Annotated in this window: 20 protein-coding genes and 1 tRNA gene; all 21 read left to right on the plus strand. The window is 42.9% G+C overall.

Annotation, left to right across the window (positions count from 1 at the left end):
• Window positions 1-191 precede the first annotated feature (191 nt).
• Window positions 192-1,541 carry an MFS transporter gene (locus tag AC4MDD_RS06210; RefSeq protein ID WP_078389228.1) on the plus strand — a complete coding sequence of 450 codons (1,350 nt, stop codon included), beginning with the start codon at window positions 192-194 and terminating at the stop codon, window positions 1,539-1,541.
• Window positions 1,542-1,606: 65 nt separating this feature from the next.
• Window positions 1,607-4,153, plus strand: a complete 2,547-nt coding sequence (gene nirB, locus AC4MDD_RS06215) for a nitrite reductase large subunit NirB (protein ID WP_419380801.1) — start codon at window positions 1,607-1,609, stop codon at window positions 4,151-4,153.
• 95 nt (window positions 4,154-4,248) lie between these two features.
• On the plus strand, window positions 4,249-5,859 hold the full coding sequence (gene nirD / locus AC4MDD_RS06220; RefSeq protein WP_325087469.1) for a nitrite reductase small subunit NirD: 1,611 nt from the start codon (window positions 4,249-4,251) through the stop codon (window positions 5,857-5,859).
• A 74-nt stretch (window positions 5,860-5,933) separates the two neighbouring features.
• Window positions 5,934-8,726: a nitrate reductase gene (locus AC4MDD_RS06225; protein ID WP_078389225.1), complete on the plus strand. Its 2,793-nt coding sequence runs from the start codon at window positions 5,934-5,936 to the stop codon at window positions 8,724-8,726.
• Window positions 8,723-9,349, plus strand: coding sequence for a molybdenum cofactor guanylyltransferase (mobA, locus tag AC4MDD_RS06230; RefSeq protein ID WP_125273474.1), 627 nt, complete (start codon window positions 8,723-8,725; stop codon window positions 9,347-9,349). Before AC4MDD_RS06225 ends, mobA begins: the two co-directional genes overlap by 4 nt.
• A gap of 347 nt (window positions 9,350-9,696) precedes the next feature.
• Window positions 9,697-10,725, plus strand: a complete 1,029-nt coding sequence (moaA, locus tag AC4MDD_RS06235) for a GTP 3',8-cyclase MoaA (protein ID WP_419380802.1) — start codon at window positions 9,697-9,699, stop codon at window positions 10,723-10,725.
• A 1-nt stretch (window position 10,726) separates the two neighbouring features.
• Window positions 10,727-10,993 carry a MoaD/ThiS family protein gene (locus AC4MDD_RS06240; RefSeq protein ID WP_078425903.1) on the plus strand — a complete coding sequence of 89 codons (267 nt, stop codon included), beginning with the start codon at window positions 10,727-10,729 and terminating at the stop codon, window positions 10,991-10,993.
• Between the two features lies 1 nt (window position 10,994).
• Window positions 10,995-11,492 (plus strand): molybdenum cofactor biosynthesis protein MoaE, encoded by a 498-nt coding sequence (locus AC4MDD_RS06245; RefSeq protein ID WP_419380803.1) that lies wholly within the window; start codon window positions 10,995-10,997, stop codon window positions 11,490-11,492.
• A gap of 189 nt (window positions 11,493-11,681) precedes the next feature.
• Complete coding sequence (gene cysS, locus AC4MDD_RS06250; protein WP_419271601.1) at window positions 11,682-13,103, plus strand: cysteine--tRNA ligase; 1,422 nt, start codon at window positions 11,682-11,684, stop codon at window positions 13,101-13,103.
• 64 nt (window positions 13,104-13,167) lie between these two features.
• A tRNA-Gly gene (locus AC4MDD_RS06255) sits at window positions 13,168-13,243 on the plus strand.
• 147 nt (window positions 13,244-13,390) lie between these two features.
• Window positions 13,391-14,038, plus strand: coding sequence for a 2'-5' RNA ligase family protein (locus AC4MDD_RS06260; RefSeq protein WP_279690343.1), 648 nt, complete (start codon window positions 13,391-13,393; stop codon window positions 14,036-14,038).
• Window positions 14,029-14,547 carry a bifunctional adenosylcobinamide kinase/adenosylcobinamide-phosphate guanylyltransferase gene (gene cobU / locus AC4MDD_RS06265; protein WP_419380804.1) on the plus strand — a complete coding sequence of 173 codons (519 nt, stop codon included), beginning with the start codon at window positions 14,029-14,031 and terminating at the stop codon, window positions 14,545-14,547. Before AC4MDD_RS06260 ends, cobU begins: the two co-directional genes overlap by 10 nt.
• Complete coding sequence (cobT, locus tag AC4MDD_RS06270) at window positions 14,544-15,596, plus strand: nicotinate-nucleotide--dimethylbenzimidazole phosphoribosyltransferase (RefSeq protein WP_490747562.1); 1,053 nt, start codon at window positions 14,544-14,546, stop codon at window positions 15,594-15,596. The genes cobU and cobT overlap by 4 nt, the downstream gene beginning before the upstream one ends.
• A 2-nt stretch (window positions 15,597-15,598) precedes the next feature.
• Window positions 15,599-16,201, plus strand: coding sequence for a histidine phosphatase family protein (locus tag AC4MDD_RS06275; protein ID WP_419380806.1), 603 nt, complete (start codon window positions 15,599-15,601; stop codon window positions 16,199-16,201).
• Window positions 16,201-16,944: an adenosylcobinamide-GDP ribazoletransferase gene (locus AC4MDD_RS06280; protein WP_419380807.1), complete on the plus strand. Its 744-nt coding sequence runs from the start codon at window positions 16,201-16,203 to the stop codon at window positions 16,942-16,944. The genes AC4MDD_RS06275 and AC4MDD_RS06280 overlap by 1 nt, the downstream gene beginning before the upstream one ends.
• Before the next feature lie 271 nt (window positions 16,945-17,215).
• Window positions 17,216-18,193, plus strand: a complete 978-nt coding sequence (locus tag AC4MDD_RS06285) for a KpsF/GutQ family sugar-phosphate isomerase (RefSeq protein WP_004982125.1) — start codon at window positions 17,216-17,218, stop codon at window positions 18,191-18,193.
• Between the two features lie 3 nt (window positions 18,194-18,196).
• Complete coding sequence (locus tag AC4MDD_RS06290) at window positions 18,197-18,736, plus strand: KdsC family phosphatase (RefSeq protein WP_419380808.1); 540 nt, start codon at window positions 18,197-18,199, stop codon at window positions 18,734-18,736.
• A gap of 34 nt (window positions 18,737-18,770) precedes the next feature.
• The gene (gene lptC, locus AC4MDD_RS06295; RefSeq protein ID WP_419380809.1) at window positions 18,771-19,313 is read left to right on the plus strand and encodes an LPS export ABC transporter periplasmic protein LptC; all 543 of its coding nucleotides are present in this window, start codon (window positions 18,771-18,773) and stop codon (window positions 19,311-19,313) included.
• Entirely contained in the window at window positions 19,303-19,869 is a 567-nt protein-coding gene (gene lptA, locus AC4MDD_RS06300; RefSeq protein WP_004982118.1) for a lipopolysaccharide transport periplasmic protein LptA, read from the plus strand. The genes lptC and lptA overlap by 11 nt, the downstream gene beginning before the upstream one ends.
• Window positions 19,869-20,615, plus strand: a complete 747-nt coding sequence (gene lptB / locus AC4MDD_RS06305; RefSeq protein WP_004696348.1) for an LPS export ABC transporter ATP-binding protein — start codon at window positions 19,869-19,871, stop codon at window positions 20,613-20,615. Before lptA ends, lptB begins: the two co-directional genes overlap by 1 nt.
• Window positions 20,616-20,726: 111 nt before the next feature.
• Complete coding sequence (locus tag AC4MDD_RS06310; RefSeq protein ID WP_219349264.1) at window positions 20,727-21,428, plus strand: IS1-like element ISPa14 family transposase; 702 nt, start codon at window positions 20,727-20,729, stop codon at window positions 21,426-21,428.
• Window positions 21,429-21,454 lie beyond the last annotated feature (26 nt).

The following is a 21,454-nucleotide window of genomic DNA, read 5'->3' on the forward strand; positions in this document are numbered from 1 at the left end:
AAATAATAAAAAACAATACCATAAGATTAATTAATAAATATTGGCACACTCGTTGCATTACCTATGCTGAGTCAAAGACGACTCTAAATCAAATTTGTAAGACGGCCAACGACGTCCGTTCTGATCGCTTCTACATCCCAAGTGTTTGTGCTGTAGAAAAACTATACGCTCAGTTCAGTCTGGAGAAGGTTATGTCTTCAAATTTACATGCTAAAAAAGCAACAAAAATAAGTCTTTTCAGTTTTAACGGCGCAGCAATGAGAGCCTTCCACATGAGTTGGCTCGCCTTTTTTGTCTGCTTCTTTGCTTGGTTCGCTTGTGCACCGCTGATGCCAGTGATTGCGGGTGAATTTCATTTAACCAAAGATCAAATAGCAAATATTAATATTGCTGCTGTAGCCATCACAATTTTAGTTCGCCTTATTGTGGGGCCATTGTGTGATAAATACGGCCCGCGTAAAACCTATACCGCACTTCTTATACTCGGCAGCATTCCAGTCTTTGGAGTCGCATCTGCAAATAGCTATGAATCCTTCTTGTTCTTCCGTCTATTGATTGGTGCGATTGGGGCAAGCTTTGTCATCACTCAGTATCACACCAGCATTATGTTTGCGCCAAACGTAGTCGGGACTGCAAACGCAGCGACAGCAGGCTGGGGCAACGCAGGCGGTGGTGCAACACAAGTACTTATGCCATTGATGCTCGGTGCCTTAGTGATATTTGGTGTAGAGCAAGCGATGGGCTGGAGAATTGCACTGATTGTTCCGGGTATCTTGATGCTGATCGTGGGTTTGATGTATTGGAAATTTACCCAAGACTGCCCACAAGGCAACTTCAAAGAACTTCGTGCAGAGGGTGTCAGTGTTGGTTCAGATAAAAAAGGTGGTGTAGCGATTCTGATGCATGCTGCGAAAAACTACCGTGTTTGGATTTTATTTGGTGCCTATGCCGCGTGTTTCGGGATCGAAATCTTTATTCACAACATTGTCGCGATGTACTACGTCGACCATTTTAGCTTTGGTTTAAAAGAAGCAGGGATGGCGGCTGGTATTTTCGGTTTACTGGCACTGTTTGCTCGTGCTCTGGGCGGCATTGTGTCAGACAAAGTTGCAACCAAAAAAGGGCTTGATGGTCGTACCAAAGTGTTATTTGGCATGATTTTGCTGGAAGGTCTCTTCCTCGTCCTATTCTCTCAAATGAACACCCCTATCTTTGCGATTCTCGCAATGACAGTTTTCGCATTGTTCACGCACATGGCATGTGGTGCAACTTATGCTTTGGTACCTTTTATTGATCGTGATGCCTTAGGCGGTGTGGCAGGCATCATTGGTGCAGGGGGTAACGTTGGTGCAGTGGCAGCAGGTTTCCTACTCAAAGGTATGTTGGATATTCAAACCACACTGATGATTTTAGGTGGCTTGGTGGTCATCGCTGCAAGTTTTGTCCTGATGATTCGGTTCTCTGTTGAGCATAAAGAAAAGGAACAGCGCTTATTCGAACAAGCAGTACATGATCGTAGCATTGCTGAAGCGCAAAACTAAATAAAGAGATTAAACCCAAGCCTCAAGGCTCAGGCAGAACAAATGAAATATTGCGGAGAAAGAATATGAAAATCATCATGATTGGTCATGGCATGGTTGGCCACAAATTTATCGAATCAGTACTCGAACATGTGGGTGATGATGTTGAAATTACCATCTTGGCCGAAGAACCGCGCTTGGCTTATGACCGCGTACATTTGACTGAATATTTCAGTGGTAAATCAGTAAAGGATTTAACCCTTTGTCGTGCAGATTTTGCTGATGCTTATGGCATAGATTTACGTTTAAACACCAAAGCGGTTGCAATTGATCAAAGTCATAAAACGGTGACGACGAATCATGGTGATGTTCTTAGTTTTGACAAATTAATCTTGGCAACAGGTTCATACGCTTTTGTTCCGCCTATTTCGGGCAATGACCGTGAAAACTGCTTTGTCTACCGAACCATTGACGACTTAGATGCGATTCGTGCTGCAAGTCTTAATGCGAAATCGGGTGTGGTGATTGGTGGCGGTTTACTGGGCCTAGAAGCTGCTAAGGCGTTACGTGATTTGAACTTGGAAACCCATGTGGTTGAGTTTGCACCACGTCTCATGGCGGTTCAAATTGATGACTTGGGCGGAAAGGTTCTACGTGCAAAAATTGAAAACTTAGGCGTAAAAGTTCATACCCAAAAAGCGACTTCATCAATTGAGGAAGGTGCTACGACGAAGCATGTGATGAAATTTGGTGATGGTTCTGAGCTTGAAACAGACATCATTTTGTTCTCAGCGGGTATTCGCCCACGTGATGAGTTGGCACGTCAAAGCGGTTTAGCTCTAGGGGAGCGTGGCGGGATCATGATTAATGATTATTGCCAAACGTCAAATCCAGATATTTATGCTATTGGCGAATGTGCACTGTGGCAAAACAAAATTTATGGTCTGGTGGCACCGGGCTATGACATGGCACGTATTGCAGCAAAACATGTCACTGAACAAACTTGTGCTGAATTTGCGGGTGCAGACATGAGCACCAAGTTGAAACTGATGGGCGTTGATGTTGCTTCGGTCGGTGATGCACATGCGATGACACCGAATGCACTCAGTTATTTCTATGCCGACGAAGATACGCAAGTTTATAAAAAAATCGTGGTGAACGGCGAAAAGACCAAGTTACTTGGCGCAGTTTTAGTGGGCTGTGCAAAAGAGTACAACGACTTACTACAAATGATGCTGAATGGATTAGCGCTTCCAGAAAATCCTGAAAGCTTAATCATGCCGGGTTATGCACAAGCTTCAAGTAAATCGGGCGGTAGTGGAGTTGATTTACTGCCAGACAGTGCAACCATTTGCTCATGTAATAATGTCTCTAAAGCTGATATTTGCAGTGCAATTGCTGAGGGTTCAACATCTCTAGGTGCACTAAAAAAATGTACCAAAGCAGCTACAGCATGTGGTGGATGTGCGCCACTGGTCACTCAAGTACTGAAGTCTGAATTACAACGCCAAGGCGTGACAGTGAATAACCATATTTGTGAGCACTTTGCTTACTCACGTCAAGAGCTGTATCACTTGGTACGAGTCAATGAAATCAAAACGTTTGATGACCTGATTCAACAACATGGCCATGGTTTAGGCTGTGATATTTGTAAGCCAACTGCAGCGAATATTTTAGCGTCGTGTTGGAATGACTTTGTTTTAAAACCAAGCCATGCAGGTCTACAAGACAGTAATGACTACTATCTTGGCAACATTCAAAAAGATGGTTCTTATTCTGTAGTTCCACGGATGGCAGGTGGTGAAGTGACGCCTGATGGCTTAATTGCTGTGGGGCAAATTGCTAAAGAATATGGCTTATATACCAAACTCACTGGTGGACAACGTGTCGATATGTTTGGCGCGCAAATTCACCAACTTCCTGAAATTTGGGAAAAGCTCATCGCTGCGGGCTTTGAGTCAGGCCATGCTTATGGGAAATCGTTGCGTACAGTGAAGTCTTGTGTCGGCAGTACATGGTGTCGTTACGGTGTGGATGACTCGGTGGGTTTAGCCATTTTCCTAGAGAACCGCTACAAAGGATTGCGCTCACCGCACAAATTAAAAATGGCTGTTTCAGGCTGTACCCGTGAGTGTGCCGAAGCGCAAAGTAAAGATGTCGGTGTGATTGCCACTGAAAAGGGTTGGAATTTATATGTCTGCGGTAATGGTGGGATGAAACCACGTCATGCAGAATTATTGGCTTCAGACCTCGATACCCAAACTTTAATTAAATACATCGACCGACTCTTTATGTTCTATGTGCAAACCGCAGACCGTTTACAACGAACTTCGGTATGGCGCGACAACATGGAAGGTGGTTTAGATTATCTCAAAGATGTGGTTGTGCATGATTCTTTAGGTCTAGCTGCTGAACTAGAACGCCGTATGAGCCATGTGGTGGGGACTTATCAAGATGAGTGGCGTACGGCTGTTGAAGACCCAGAAGTACGTAAACGCTTCATGACCTTTATCAATGCCAAAGCTGAGCAGCAACAAGATCCGCATATTCAGTTTGCAGAAGTTCGTGGACAGATTCGGCCTAAAACTGCGGTTGAACGAGATCGTAGCCGTATTCCAGTGGTTGAAGCTTAACAAATTAGGGTATTCAAACTTCTTTCTTCAGCACTCTCTCAAAAGCAAAGATAGAGGGAATAAATGAATGAAAAAGTTTAAAAAGGATCAAGATGATGACAATTTTAAAAGAAATGAATGAGCTAGATTGGGTTGATGTCTGTGCACTAGATGATCTAACGCCAAATACAGGCGTAGGTGCACTTATTGAACATCAGCAAATTGCTATTTTTCGTGTCGGTGCTGAAAAGCGGGTATATGCCTTGAGCAATCAGGATCCATTTAGCCAAGCTTTTGTAATGTCGCGCGGCATTATTGGTGATTTGCAAGGTGAGCGTGTGGTGGCATCCCCGATTTATAAACAGCATTTTAGTTTAGCCACAGGACGCTGTTTGGAAGATAAAGACCAAAAACTGTTAGTTTTTCCAAGTAAAATTGAAAATGGCCGAGTGTGGATTAGTCCGACACCACAAAAAACCTATATCACCAACACAGGTGCATCTCAGGAAAAAATGAAGCTGGTGCTGGTTGGCAATGGCTTAGCGGGCATGCGTTGTTTGGAAGATTTACTCGACATGGCACCAGACCGTTATGAAGTGACGGTGATTGGTGAAGAGCCTTGGGGAAACTACAACCGTATTATGTTATCGCCAGTATTGTCAGGAGATAAAACCATTGACGACATTATGTTGCATCCACATGCATGGTATAGCGACAAAGGGATTCGTTTCATTGCGGGTGATCCTGCGGTACGTATAGACCGTCCTCGTAAGCAGGTCTATACCGAAAAAGGCGAAGTGGTCGATTATGATCGTTTGATCCTGGCGACAGGTTCGAAACCGTTCATTCCTCCAATTGCTGGAGCGGATTTGAAAGGTATCATTAGTTTCCGAGATATCTACGACATCAACACCATGTTGGATTACTGCAAGACCAAGAAAAACGCCGTGGTAATCGGCGGTGGTTTGTTGGGACTTGAAGCTGCATATGGCCTCAAACAACGCGGGATGAATGTCACGGTTTTACATCTGATGGATCGCATTATGGAGCGCCAACTAGATAGTAAAGCCAGCCAAATGCTACGACACAGTATTGAACAAAAGGGTATCTCCATTATCACTGAGGCCAATACTGAAGCATTGGTGGGTGTGGATGGTCATGTTACTCAAATTCGCTTGAAAGACGGTACAGTCCTAGAGGCGGATCTTGTGGTTTTTGCAGTCGGTATTCGTCCGAACATGGCACTTGCACAAAGTGCAGGACTGCGCTGTAACCGTGGTGTGTTGGTGAATGACACCATGCAGACTTTTGACCCAAGTATTTACGCCGTGGGAGAGTGTATTGAGCATCGTAGCCAGACTTTTGGTTTGGTTGAGCCACTTTGGGGGCAGGCGTTCATTTGTGCCTCACATTTGGCGGAGCATGGCAGCTTAACGTTCAAAGCACCAACTGTTCCAACACAGTTAAAGGTAAGTGGCTGTGATGTGTTCTCAGCGGGTAATTTTGAACCGAAGGATGACTTTGAAGACATCATTTTAAATGATGAAAAACGTCAGATTTATAAACGCATTATTATTCAAAAGGATAAGGTTGTCGGTGCGGTATTGTTTGGTGATACTGAAGATGGTGTTTGGTATGCAGAACTTATTTCCGATCAAACCCCAATTTCTTCAATTCGAAATAAATTGTTATTTGGTAAAGATTTTGCATTAAAAAAAGCAGGGTAAAACCTTCCACTAACCCCTTCTAAAAAGGAGGGGTGATTTTAAGTATTTGCCATAGATAAAGGAGCGAAGCAGAAATGAATAGTATCCCTGTAATGGAACTGCATAGCTCCACAGAAAAAATGATGACAACTACACAAACCACCTGCCCATATTGTGGGGTGGGGTGTGGGGTAATAGCAACTGTTGAAGAAACGGCTTTAGGGCAAAAAGTCTCTGTGGTGGGTGATGCTCAGCATCCATCTAATTTTGGAAAATTGTGCATTAAAGGCAGTAATTTAGCCGACACGGTAGGTTTAGAAACGCGCGTCTTACATCCCATGTTAGGGCGTAAACCGCAACGTGAGGTAAGTTCATGGGATACCGCAACAGATTTAATCACCAACAAATTTCAACATTATATCGATCAATATGGGCCTGAAAGTATTGCTTTTTATGTCTCAGGTCAACTGCTGACTGAAGACTATTATGTGGTCAATAAATTTGTTAAAGGCTACTTGGGTACGGCCAATATCGACACCAATTCACGGTTGTGTATGTCTTCAGCCGTTGCTGCGCATAAACGTGCTTTTGGGGAAGACTTAGTTCCAGCCAGTTATAGTGATTTTGAACACACTGATATGGTGGTTTTAGTCGGTTCAAATACAGCTTGGTGTCATCCTGTGCTGTATCAACGCATCATGAAAGCCAAAGAGGAGCGAGATATTTTTGTCGTCGTGATTGACCCGCGTTTTACTGCCACCTGTGAGGCGGCTGATTTACACTTACCGATTTTACCGGGTCAAGATGTCGCGCTGTTCAATGGTTTATTACAGTATTTAGCAACCAATCATTATACCGATACCGATTTTATTGCAAAGCATACTCAAGGCTTAGAACAAGCGCTGGCAAGCAGTGCTTCTGAAGCATCAATAGCGAGTGTAAGCGAACGGACGGGGATTTCTGTTGAAAAATTAGCACTCTTTTTTGAAAAATTTGCTCAAACAGAAAAAGTGATGAGCTTATTTTCAATGGGGGTGAATCAGTCTTCACGTGGGGTAGACAAAGCCAATAGTATTACCAATTGTCATTTGCTGACTGGCAAAATTGGAAAATTGGGTGCTGCACCTTTTTCCATGACGGGCCAGCCGAATGCAATGGGCGGACGTGAAGTGGGTGGACTTGCCAATATGCTGGCTGCGCATATGGACTTGGATAACCCACAACATCAACAATTGGTTCAGCAGTTTTGGCACAGTCCAACGATTGCCAAGCAAGTGGGTTTAAAGGCTGTCGACCTTTTTGAAGCAGTTGAAAGCGGTAAAATTAAAGCCATTTGGATTATGGCGACCAATCCTGTGGTGAGTTTACCCAATGCCGATCAGGTGAAACGTGCACTAGAGAAATGTGAGTTTGTGGTGGTGTCAGACATTTGTCTAGATACAGATACCACGCAATATGCCGATGTGTTATTGCCTGCATTGGGTTGGGGTGAAAAAGACGGCACGGTGACCAATTCTGAACGCCGTATTTCCAGACAGCGTGCTTTTTTAGACATTCCAGAACAAGCACAAGCGGATTGGTGGTCAGTTTCACAAGTGGCGAAAAAATTAGGGTTTCAGGGTTTTGACTTTGAAAGTAGTCATGACATTTTCAAAGAACATGCCCAGCTCTCAGCTTATCAAAATGCAGAAATTGCTTTACGTTCATCGACTGAAACATTCCGCTATTTCAATTTGGCAGGTCTGACGAATCTTTCATTTGATGACTACCAAGAGCTTGAACCGACGCAATGGCCTGTGCTCGTACCTTTGAAAAATGGCAAAACCAAACCAAACACTTTTGCTCAATTATTTAAAGATGGTCAGTTTAGTCATCCAGATGGTAAAGCCAAGTTTATTGCAACAACAGCAGTTGGTGCAGTGAATCCAATTAGCAGTGAGTATCCATTGGTGCTGAATACAGGACGCATCCGCGATCAATGGCATACCATGACACGTACAGGTTTATCAGCCAATTTAAGTACACATAAAGCAGAACCCTATTGTGAAATTCACCCAAATGATGCCTTGAAATATGGTTTGAAAGATGGGGAACTGGTAGAGATCAAATCGGCTTGGGGAAATTGCGTACTGCGTGCCACGGTCAGTGACAATATCCGCCGTGGACAGATTTTTGCACCGATTCACTGGAGTGATCAATTCGCATCAGATGCACGGATTGGTAAAGTGGTGAATCCTGTGGTGGATGCGATTTCGGGAGAACCTGAGTTCAAACATACCCCTGTGATGATTCATCCGTTTTATACGCAATGGCAGGGCGTATTTTATGTCAGAACGGGCTTTGAACATTTGGTACAACAAAGTATTGAACAAAGCATTTGGTGGACCAAAATCAAAACGTCCAAAGCTATTCGTTATGAGCTGGCAGACCGTCGACGTTTTACGGAAACGACGGAACAGCTCAAAGCTTTATTGCCTTTTGATGACGAAAGTTTTGAATGGCTCAATGTAGAAGATCAAACTGCCCATATCAGTCATAGTGTGGTGTTACAAGATGGACACCTCATTGCAAGTCTGTATATTGCGCCTAAAGCCTTATTGCCAGATCGAGACTGGGTGGCAAGTCTGTTTAAGCGCGAACGCTTAAGTGCTATGCATAGGAAAGCTTTATTGGCAGGGCAAGCGATGTCAATGACTAATAGCGATGGCCCACTGGTCTGTAGCTGTTTTAAAGTTGGGAAAAATCGTATTATCGATGTCATTAAAGAAAAAAATATCACCCATGAAAAACAAGTCACTGCATGCTTAAAGGCAGGAGGCAATTGCGGTTCTTGCTTACCTGAAATTCGAGGTCTGATCAAAGCGTGTCAAACGGAGGATGTAGAATGAAAAGAAAAATATTCAAACCCGTGAGTTACCCAGAAACTGAAGTTGTTATTTTGGCGGGTGGTCAGGCGCGCCGTATGAATGGCATCAATAAACTCTTGCAAAAATTTGATGATGAAATTCAACTTATCAAAATTCATCAGCAGTTAAAGTCACGTGCAACCAAGGTATGGGTCAACAGCCATAGGGATCATTCCATTTATGAGCGGTTGATTCCGTCGATTGGCTTTTTTGAAGATGAGGCAACAGGCTTTCAAGGACCCTTGATGGGGATGAAAAGTGCATGGGCACATGTGCAATCAGACTATGTACTGTTCGTACCCTGTGATGTGACTTTTATTCCGAAAAAAGTGTTTTCACGATTACATCAGGCGATGCAACAAGATCCGAACTGTGGTGTCGTTATTGTAGAAATCAATGACCGTGCACTGTATCCGTTTTGTTTGTTAAAACGGAGCAGTCTACCGACATTGATTCAGCACCTTGAACAAAATCAGCGCAGCTTAAGGCAGTGTTTTGCAGATTTGCACCCACAAGTGGCACGATTTAAAAATCATGCACTGTTTTTTCACAGCATTAACTCGTTGGATGAGTTACAACAGCATCGGCAACTCAATTTTTTATAAATACCTCAGATATTGAAGAGAGGAGGTTTGTGTCGAGAGTAGACGATGTTGCCATAAGCTGATTTGACTGTTTAAATAAAAATCTATAAAAGAACCAAATAAGTATTCATATTGATATTAAATTTTTTATAAAAACAATCATTTGAAATGGTTTTAGGGGAAGGCATTATCTTATTTATATATTGAACGTATGTAGCAGTGATCACGCATTACGGCATTGAACTGGAAATACTCAAAATGTAAAAAGTGCACAAAGTTGGAACACTTATTGCAAATTATATTTCAGAAAATAGGGCGTGAAATATGAACTGCACCCACACCGCTCAAAGGACGCATAGGCAAGACAGATGAACAGCATGACCCATGTATCCGCAGTTAAAGTATTCCAAGATCAGTTTGGACGTGAAAAGCGCAAACTACGAATCTCGGTGACGGATCGTTGTAATTTTAAATGCGTCTATTGCATGCCCGAACATCCCGAATGGATGAAAAAACACGACTTGCTCAGTTTTGAAGAACTCTATCATTTTTGCAAATTGATGGTGCAGCATGGCATTGAGCAAATTCGTATCACGGGGGGTGAACCGTTGATGCGCCAAGGTGTGGTGCATTTTATCGAACAACTACAAAGCCTAAAAAAGCAGGGGCTGAAGCGTATTTCCATGACCACCAATGGTCATTATTTAAAACAATATGCCGTTGCTTTAAAGCAAGTAGGGTTAGATGATTTAAATATTAGTCTAGACAGTCTAGATGCCGAGCAATTTCAACACCTCACAAAAAAACAACTACATACAGTGCTGGAAGGCATTCATGCCGCACAACAGGTTGGTTTTAACATCAAAATCAATACCGTGCTGATGAAAGGCATCAATGACGATCAAATTGTCCCTTTGGTGCAGTGGGCAAAGCAGCAAAAGGTAGAACTGCGTTTTATTGAGTTTATGCCTTTAGATGGCGATCAAAATTGGTCGCAAGCCGATGTCGTCACTGAACAAGAGATTTTGTCGCAACTCAGCTCGCAATTTACGGTGCAAGTGCTTGAAGGACAAGGTGCCAATCCAGCACGTAGTTATCAGGTAGATGGTGCGAACATTGGGATTATCTCCACCATTAGCAACTCGTTTTGTGGGGAGTGTGATCGACTGCGGTTGAATGCGCAAGGTGAGTTTTATAATTGTCTTTTTGCCAAGCAAGGCTTAAATTTAAAGTCAGACATTCAACAACTTGCCCAAATCAATCAGTATGAACCCTTTGTTTTAGAGGGGAAACTTTCAACTTATGTTTGGCATAAAGAGCAAGGCTTTCATGCTATTCAAAAACAGCAATTGCATCAGCCCGTACGAAAAATCAGTATGCATATGATTGGAGGTTAGGATGACTCAGGAATTAAACAATGTGATTAGAGTGAAGATCGAAGCTTTTGGTGCGATTGAACGGCAGTTATCCCCCAATTTAATGCTGCAATGTGAGCCTGATTCATCGGTTACGGTGGTTTTAAAGGATCTCGTTGCTCAATACCCAGCTGTCCACACGTTATTGGAGCGCTGTGCCTGTGCAATCGGTGAAGACATTATTCCAAGGCAGACCATTTTAAGTCGAGATTGTACTTTGGTGTTGTTGTCCCCTGTGGCAGGAGGTTGATATGGAATTAAAACAATTTCCACGGATTCAAACAGTGACTTTTAGCCAAAATGACTTTGATGGCATCCAGCATTTTCCTGAGTGTGGCGGCATAGGCATATTCATTGGTACGGTGCGGAATCATCATCAAGGCAAAGCTGTAAAAGCATTAAAATATACCGCTTATGCACCTGTCGCTGAAAAAATGATTCGTCAAATCGAACAAGAGATCCAATTAAAATATGGCGTGTCCTACGTTCGGGTGGTGCATCGCATAGGTGCTTTAGATATTGGCGATACAGCCATTATTGCGATGGCGTACGCTGCGCACCGCCGTGAAGCCTTTCAAGCCTGTGAGGAAGCGGTAGAGCGGGTGAAACATGAAGTTCCTGTATGGAAAGAGGAATTTTATATGGACGGTACCAGTCAGTATGTCGAGGGTTGCTGTATTCGAACAGATCATGAAGCGCCAAAACTTCATAGCCATGAGCATTGCGAGCATGCACATGTTCATCCCTAACAAATGCATCATGCACTGCCAATATTTACCAATAATTCCTTTCAGATCTGAATAAAGGAAATTTAGTAATAGTTGCGTATGAATGAAAAGTGGCGAGATAATTGAAAGAAAAATCTTCTGAAAACTTTATGAAAAATGATGCTTAGGTTAAGATGATCCATTCTTATATTTGAAGTCTTTTGAATCGCTATGCAACCATTTGTTCTATATAACTCAGAGCAACGCAAAAAAGTAGAATTCGTACCTCGTGTTGAGGGACATATTGATATGTATGTCTGCGGTATGACGGTTTATGACTACTGTCATATTGGACATGCGCGCGTGATGGTTGCATTTGACTATATTATTCGCTTCCTGCGTAGCCAAGGTTGGAGCGTGAAATATGTACGTAACATTACCGACATTGACGACAAAATCATTAAACGTGCCAATGAAAATGGCGAGTCGATTACTCAACTGACAGACCGCTTTATTCAAGCGATGAATGAAGATGCTGAAAATCTAGGCTGCCTACATCCAGACGAAGCACCGCGTGCAACGGATTATATTGATCAAATGCAATGCATGATTGGTAATCTGGTTGAAAAGGGCACAGCTTATCCATCTGCCAATGGTGATGTGTATTTCCAAGTGGAAAAATTCGCTAAATATGGTCGTCTTTCAGGACGTAAACTGGAAGATATGCAGGCGGGTGCATCTGAACGTGTCGATGTCGAAGTTGAGAAAAAACATCCCTTTGACTTTGTACTTTGGAAACATGCCAAAGAAAATGAACCTGCATGGGCTTCGCCGTGGGGCAAAGGTCGTCCGGGCTGGCATATTGAATGTTCTGCGATGTCGACATGCTGCCTAGGGAACCATTTTGACATTCATGGCGGCGGTTCAGACTTGATGTTCCCGCACCATGAAAATGAAATTGCACAGTCTGAGGCTTCAACCGGCGAGCAGTATGTTAACTACTGGATGCATGTCGGTTTCATCAACGTTGATGGCGAGAAAATGTCGAAGTCATTGGGCAATTTCTTTACCATTCGGGATGTGATGGATAAGTTCCATCCTGAAGTGATTCGCTACTTCATTGTGTCATCACACTATCGTAGCCCTGTGAACTTCTCTGATGTTGCTTTAAAAGAAGCAAAAACAGCGCTGTCACGCTTCTATCATTCATTTAAAGCTTATCAACAAGCCTATGGCGATACACAAGTCGATACCTTAGATGAAACATTGCTTGAACGTTTCAATAGTGCCATGCGTGATGACTTCAATACCGCTGAAGCCATTGCGGTATTGTTTGAAGTGAACAAAGAATTGAACCGTGCCGTGAAAGAGCAACAAGCGGAACAAGCGGCGATTTACTATGCAACTTTGCGTCATTTAACCAATACTCTAGGTTTGGTTCAGCACAATGTTGAAGAGTTCCTGAAGTCTGATATTGGGCAAGAGGCTTTGGCTTTGTCTGAAGAGCAAATTGAAGATTTGATTCAACAACGTCAAGATGCGAAAAAAGCCAAAGAATTTGCCAAAGCGGATCAAATTCGTCAGTCCTTGTTAGATCAAGGTGTGGTTTTGGAAGACACTCGCCAAGGGACAATCTGGCGTCGTGCTGATTAATTCAGCAATTGCATTATAGAGTGTTGACAGTTTGATGAAACTCTCTATAATGCACATCCATATTGCGGGAATAGCTCAGTTGGTAGAGCACAACCTTGCCAAGGTTGGGGTCGCGAGTTCGAGTCTCGTTTCCCGCTCCAAAATTTAAAAAGCCTCAAGTTTAACTTGGGGTTTTTTTATGCCTGTAATTTGAGTGTGTTGAAAATAATTCATTTAAATGTGAAATTATCTCGGTGTGTCAGACCATAAATTTGACAAAAATATGCTTAAATCATTCATCTTCATTTGTGAATAAAATAGTGTTTCTTCAACCCCATAGCACTGTAGTGCCGACTGAAGCTCGAGACTATCCTGAATGGCATTTGGGACGAGAACGCTATGCACTTTGGTATATTGAAGTGGATGATCCCGTTTTGATCAACTATTTAAAACAGCTTCGTGAGCAGTTTTCAGATCTACTTTATCAACCAAACCAACGGCAGTTCCATATCACTTTATTTGTTGCTGGTTTTTGGGTGGAACAGGTGACACAGTCGGATGACTTTAGTCGAGCGCAACTGACTCAGCAGATTGAACGCCTTAAAAATTTAAAACTAGAATCTTTTCAGTTACAGATGGGTGAATTAAATAGTTTTGAAAGTGCCTTATTTTTAAAAATGGATGATACCGCAGGCGTGTTGGATAAAATTAGAAAAACATTGCTGCATACATCGCAGGAAGTCGCGGCATTAAGTTATTGTCCACATATTACATTAGGTCTATACCGTGAAGCAGTGTGCAGTGATCATGTATTGGCACGGATGGCTGAAATTGAAGATATTAGCTATAGCTTAAACGTCTCAAAGCTCACGTTTGGTTTTTATCAGGCCCATGTCCTACAAGGGCCATTGTTTTCACATACACAGATTGAGTTGGGGAATGCACAATGCAGCTGATTTTAGGTGGTGCACGTTCGGGGAAAAGCCGCTTGGCGGAGCAGATTGCACAACAGTTGGCGCAGCCTGTGGTTTATGTGGCAACTGCACAAGCCTTGGATGGGGAGATGCAAGCGCGTATTCAACACCATCAGCAACAACGACCCGAAGATTGGGGGCTGTGTGAAGAACCCATTTATCTTGCAGCGCAGTTGCTCAAATTAGACCGCCCAAACCAAACCATTTTGGTCGATTGTCTGACTTTATGGATGAGTAATTTACTGATGCATACTGACCCAGATTTGCAAGTTCAAGAATGCCAAAAGTTGTTAGATGTTGTCGGAAATTTACAGTCCGAGCTGATTTTAGTGAGTAATGAAACAGGCCTAGGTGTGGTTCCTATAGGACAAATTAGCCGACGCTTTGTCGATGAAACAGGACGATTGCATCAGCAGTTAGGTCAAATTGCTACAAAAGTGGTGTTCTGCGTAGCAGGATTTCCAATGATTTTAAAAGGAGAACAAGTGTGAGTTGGTGGTTAGAAGCATGTCAAAGTCCGAGTGAGTCTGTATTGGCTCAAGCCCTAGCACGCCAGTCACAGTTGACCAAACCGACAGGCTCGTTGTCGGAGCTTGAATCGGTTGCAGTGACTTTAGCCAGTTTGCAAAACACTGTAAAACCCAAGATTGACCGCCCATGGATTACAATTTTTGCAGGTGATCATGGGGTGATGGAAGAAAATATTTCTGCCTACCCACAAGTGGTGACACGTCAAATGTTGCAGAACTTCGCAACTGGCGGGGCGTGTATTAGTGTGATTGCCAAAGAATATCAAGCCAAGTTACAAGTCATCGACTGTGGTTCAGTCGGTGAAGCTTATGAATATGTCGGGGTTGAACGCCACTGCATCCGCGCGGGGACGGCTAACTTTGCTCAAACCCAAGCCATGACTGAAGCTGAATGTGAAGCAGCTTTTGCTTTGGGGCAAAAAAGTGTGGAAGATGCCATCGCTTATGGGGCAGATATCTATGTCGCGGGGGAGATGGGCATTGGAAATACCTGTTCAGCCTCAGCTGTCGCTTGCTTTTTATTGGCTGAACCCGCTGAAAAGCTCACGGGTGTTGGAACGGGTATCCGTACTGATCAATTGATACATAAAAAACAGGTGATTGATCAAGCAGTTTCACTCCATGCCCAATATGTCGGAAACGATCCATTTAAAGCCTTATGTGCAGTGGGTGGACTTGAAATTGCAGCCATGACAGCTGCGTATATTCGCTGTGCGCAATTGGGGCTGCCAATGGTGGTAGATGGGTTTATCAGTACCGTTTCGGCATTGCTCGCAGTACGCTTAAATCCAGACGTTCGCGCTTGGATGCTTTTTGGGCATCAGTCGGCTGAATATGGTCATGTACGTTTGTTAGAAGAACTTAAAGCGATGCCTTTATTGAAGCTGAATCTGCGTTTAGGTGAAGGCAGTGGAGCAGGGGCCGCACTGGGGTTGATCAAGCTAGCGTGTCGCTTACATAATGAAATGGCGACATTTGCTGAAGCTGCCGTGATTGGTGAGAAAGTTTAAGGATGTTGTATTTAGACTTCCTACGCCACGGCGAAACCAGCTTAAGCCATACCTTACGGGGTAGAACGGATGATGCTTTGACTGCGAAAGGATGGTCGCAAATGCGATCTACCATCACACAGTCTGAGCAGACTGGTCAGGCGTGGGATGTCATTTATAGCTCACCATTACAGCGCTGTCGTCTGTTTGCAGAGCAGTGGGCGGAGCAAAAACAGCTCCCTTTGTATATAGAACAGAATTTGCAAGAAATAGATTTTGGGGAATGGGAGGCTCAGTCGACTGAGCGACTCTATCAACTCTACCCAGATGAATTGGCTCAATTTTGGCAAACACCGTTAAGCTTCACCCCGCCTCAGGCAGAAAGTTTATTGACATTTAAAAGTCGTGTTCTAGAGTCTGTAGAGACCTTGACCCAGCAAATGTATGCGCGGGGCTGGACACGCGCATTGATTATTTCCCATGGTGGAGTGATTAAACTCTTAAAATGCCAAGCGCTGAAACAGCATGATAACGATCTTTTAAAAATGTCCGCAGAGTTGGGACAGTTAAACCGCTTTGTATTCGAACAAGGGCAACTTCAGTTTATTCAAAGTGGGGACGTATAATGACACCGTTTTGGATTGCATTACAGTTTTTAACGACGTTTCCAGTTCGCTTAAGCGCAATGCCAACGCCTCAGCAAAATGCGCAAGCACTGTTATTTTATCCTGTGGTGGGTTTGCTCATAGGCGGCATTCTGTATGGGATCGCCCTGTTATTGCATGCTTTTCCACTTGTGCTGTTAAGCAGTGTGGTTCTGGTGTTATGGATTTGGTTGACGGGTGGTTTGCATCTGGATGGTTTAGCCGATACTGCCGATGCTTGGGTCGGTGGTTTTGGCGATAAAGCACGCACACTTGAGATCATGAAAGATCCGAGTTGTGGGCCGATAGGTGTACTCAGTCTTGTTATTGTATGCATATTAAAGTGGTCGGCATTGTATGTGTTATTGCAGCAGCAGTGTTATAGCACACTCATTTTATTTCCTGTCTTAGGGCGTCTCGTGCCGCTATTTTTCTTTTTAAGCACAGACTATGTGCGTGCTAAAGGACTCGGCAGCCAGTTGAGCCAACATTTAGCACGACCAATTGCAATGGCACTTTTACTGCTGATACCTTTGGTGGCTTTGTATTGGGCATGGATTGGTGTTGTGGTGATTGCCACGTTTTATCTGGTACTGTGGTATTTGCGATATAAATTTATACGGCGTATTGGTGGTGTGACGGGAGATACCATTGGTGCCAGTATTGAAATAATTGAATTAGCGACATTGTTTAGTTTTGTGATGGCTACTTTTTATTTCACTTAAGTTACGGAATAAATAAGAGCCTCTTAGTGTGAAGGTTGTGCAGTCATACGTGACCGAAAGAAGAAATAATAAAAAGGAAACGAGCTATATGCATCTGAAACAAAGGTCTTCCATCATCAGCAAAACACATTTGTAGATATGTTGTGAAAATCCAAAGATTTCCGCGCTAGTTGTCTACAGAGATATGATAAAATTGCGAAAATTATTTTTTATGTGCTGACGTTTCATTTCGTCACACGGTTCAGGTAAAACAACGTTGAATTCTGAAAATATGTCAAATCCCATTGATTTCCAAAAAGTTGCTTTAGAAACACTAGAGATAGAGCGTCAGGCACTCTCGGTACTTGCTAAGCAAATCGATGATCGTTTTAGCCGTGCTTGTGAAATTATCTTAAAGTGTAAAGGTCGTTTAGTCATTACTGGCATGGGTAAATCAGGGCATATTGGCCGAAAAATGGCTGCCACCTTTGCCTCTACAGGTACGCCATCATTCTTTATGCATCCTGGTGAAGCGGGGCATGGTGATTTAGGGATGTTGGTTGCAGGTGATGTGCTGATTGCGATTTCAAACTCGGGTAAGAGTGATGAAATCATGATGCTGATGCCTTTGATCAAATATTTGGGTGTGCCTTTAATTACCATCAGTGGGGATGAGCGTGGGCCGATGCCACAAAATGCTGATGTGGCACTGACATTGGGTAATATCCAAGAAGCTTGTCCATTAGGTCTAGCACCAACATCGAGTACAACGGCGACTTTAGCTTTAGGTGATGCATTGGCTGTTGCACTGTTAGATGCACGCGGGTTTACTTCAGATGACTTTGCACGCTCGCATCCTGCGGGTGCTTTGGGTAAACGCTTGTTATTACATGTGAAGCATTTAATGCACACTGGGGACGAACTACCGAAAGTGTCTCCAGATACAGCAATGAACAAAGTTCTGTACGAAATCTCTAACAAACGCCTAGGTTTAACCACAATTGTGGATGACAATGATCATCTATTGGGGATTTTTACCGATGGTGACTTACGCCGTTTGATTGATAAACAGCAAGGTTTTGATGTGAACTTGGCGGTGTCTGATGTGATGATTAAGAGCCCGCTGACGATTTCACCGGAAGCACGTGCTGTTGAAGCATTAGAGCGAATGAATGAAAAGAAAATCAACCAATTTGTCGTTGTTGATGAGAGCAATAAAGTCATTGGTGTTTTGAGTATGCATGACCTGATTCAAGCTGGGGTAAATTAAAAAATGGCTTCTTATATTTTGTTAGAACAAGCGCGTTATGTAGAAGCTCTAGTTTTGGATGTTGATGGTATTTTAAGTGATGGTTTTGTGACTTTGACCAACTCGGGGGACGAAATCAAATCTTTCGATATCCGTGATGGTTTAGGCATGAAACTGGTTCAGCAAGCTGGTGTGAAAGTGATTATTATCACAGGACGTAAAAGCCAGATCGTAGAAAAACGGATGTCTGATTTGGGCGTAGACCTTGTTTATCAAGGCCGTGAAGACAAAGGTGTTGCACTGTGCGAGGCTTGTGCAAAATTTGGTATTTCACCAGAAGACTCTTTATACATGGGCGATGACTGGCCTGACCTATCTGCATTTGCCATTGCAGGCATGAAAGTGACCGTGCCAAATGGTCATTTAGAAGTGCGTCGTCGTGCCGATTTGGTGACTCAAGCGATGGGTGGACGTGGCGCGGTACGTGAAATCTGCGATATGATTTTACAAGCCAAAGGTGTATACGAAACTTTACTTGAAAAGTACACCGCAGTCCCGCATTAATCTGTATGCATGCATGAGAGTTTAGTTAACATTTATGGATACTAAAGTTTTATATATCACTGCTGTAGCCATTGCGGCTATCAGTAGTGGTTATTACTATTACAGCGGAAAAGGGCAAAAGCTCGAGTTCGATGGTGCGCAAAGCATGACCTATTCTGCTGAGCAGATCCAACTGACTCAAACAGATGAGCAGGGTAATTTATACGTCCGCGCAAAAGTAGATCGTCTTGAGCAGGACATGCAAAAGAAGACCTCTAAGTTAGAGAACTTAAATGCTGAGATGTATAAAGATGGAAAAGTGGATGCGACTTTCTATGCCAAGCAAGCCAATGGCATCAACGACAACGAAAAAGTCGTTCTGACAAACCAAGTGGTTGCAAAGAAAATGTTGGATCAAGGTCAGATGCAGTTTGAGACAGCAGAACTGACTGCGTTTCCACAGACGCGTGAACTTGAATCTCAGCATCAAGTGGTTGTTACGACACCACAAGCCGAATTTGTTAGTCAGGGCTTAAAAGCGAATTTAAATACGGGTCAATATGACTTTTTCCATATTCGAGGGAAGTATGAACCATAATCCAAAATTTTCTATTTCGAAAACTTTCCTCAAGCAAACACTTGCACTGAGTTTAGGTGTGGCTGTTTCAACTTTTGCTTTGGCATTGCCAAGTGACCGTAGTAAAGCGATTTCGTTGGTGGCAGATCGAGCAACGTTTAATGAAAAAACGGGTGTTACGACGTACACAGGCAATGTCATCATTGAACAGGGTACGATGAAACTACAAGCAGATTCAATTGTTGCCAATTTAAATCAAACCCGCCAAATTAGCACCATTACGGCCAATGGTAAGCCTGCACGTTTCCAGCAGCAAGTCAGTACCAATAAAGGTATTGCCAAGGGTCAGGCGCAAAAAATTATTTATAATGCAGAAACAGGCATTATTACCTTATCGGGTAGTGCACTTCTAGAACAAGATGGTGCCAGTATTCGCGGTAATACATTACGTTATAGTATGAACAAAGGTGATATCGAAGCGATTGGTACACCAAACAGCAGTGGTTCGTCGAGTGGTCGTGTTCAAATTGTGATCCCACCTTCAGGTTCTCAATCCTTCCCAGGAGCGCGTGACTAATGGAGCAAACTCTCAATCAGCCACAAACCCTATGTATTAAGCATCTCGCGAAAAACTACAGTAAGCGTTGGGTAGTGAAAGATGTATCTTTTAGCATGCAAAGCGGACAAATCGTAGGTTTACTTGGCCCTAATGGTGCAGGGAAAACCACCAGTTTCTATATGGTGGTTGGACTGGTGCGTATGGACAAAGGTGAAATTCATCTTGATGACCTAGACATGTCTGATTTGGCCATGCATGAACGTGCGCGTAAAGGTATTGGTTACTTACCTCAAGAAGCATCAATTTTTAGAAAACTCACTATTTCTGAAAATATTATGTCGATTTTGGAAACGCGCAAAGATCTAAATAAAGAACAACGTAAACAGCGTCTGCATGAATTGCTGGCCGATTTCAAAATTAGCCATATTAAAGATTCATTGGGCATGAGTGTGTCAGGTGGTGAACGTCGTCGTGCTGAAATTGCACGTGCACTGGCAGCCGATCCAAAATTTATGTTACTCGATGAGCCTTTTGCTGGGGTTGACCCAATTTCAGTGGGTGACATTAAAGATATTATTCGTACTCTAAAAGACCGTGGTATTGGCGTTCTTATTACGGATCATAACGTTCGTGAGACTTTGGCGATTTGTGAACGTGCTTATATCGTGAGTGAGGGTGCGGTGATTGCTGAAGGTTCTCCAGATGAAATCTTAGCCAATGAAACCGTGCGTCAAGTTTACCTTGGTGATGACTTCACTGTATAAGCTTTTTCTGCGTCAATGAAAATAATTGGCGCAGATTTCCCTTTCATATTTTGGTGGTGTTTCAAAAAGTATGCTGAAAAAAAGCAGGTTGAATTTTGATAAAATAGAGAAATGCAAATAACTCTAGAAATCAAATGTCCAACCTGCCTCAGTGACAGTATAAAGAAAAATGGCATCAAAGTAGATGGGAAACAAAACTATCAATGCAAAGACTGCAAACGTCAGTTTATTGGTGACCATGCTCTGAGCTATCTAGGATGTAATTCTGGCATTACTCGTAAAATATTACAGTTGATGGTCAGAGGCAGCGGTATACGAGATATCGCTGAAGTTGAGCGCATTAGTATCGGTAAAGTTTTACGGACTTTAACTGAATCGACCTATCAAATTCAGCCTAAACAAAGTCATTATGAATCTCTCGAAGTAGATGAATTCTGGACTTTTGTTGGAAATAAAAATAATAAACAATGGCTTATTTACGCCTACCATCGAGAAACAGGTGAGATTGTTGCTTATGTTTGGGGTAAGAGAGATTTAGCTACAGTCCAACGGTTGAAGACAAAGCTTAAACAATTAGGTATTCATTACACCCGAATTGCAAGTGATCATTGGGACAGTTTCATCACTGCTTTTAAAAACTGCAAGCAAAGTATTGGTAAGTTTTTTACCGTAGGTATTGAAGGTAATAATTGTAAAATAAGGCATAGAATTAGGCGCGGTTTTAGAAAGAGTTGTAATTTCTCCAAAAAGATTGAAAACCATTTTAAAGCCTTCGACTTAACCTTTTTTTACATCAATAATGGTTTCATTTAATGTCAGCATACTTTTTGAAACACCAC

This window comes from Acinetobacter sp. CAU_H_29a_1 (assembly GCF_058599505.1).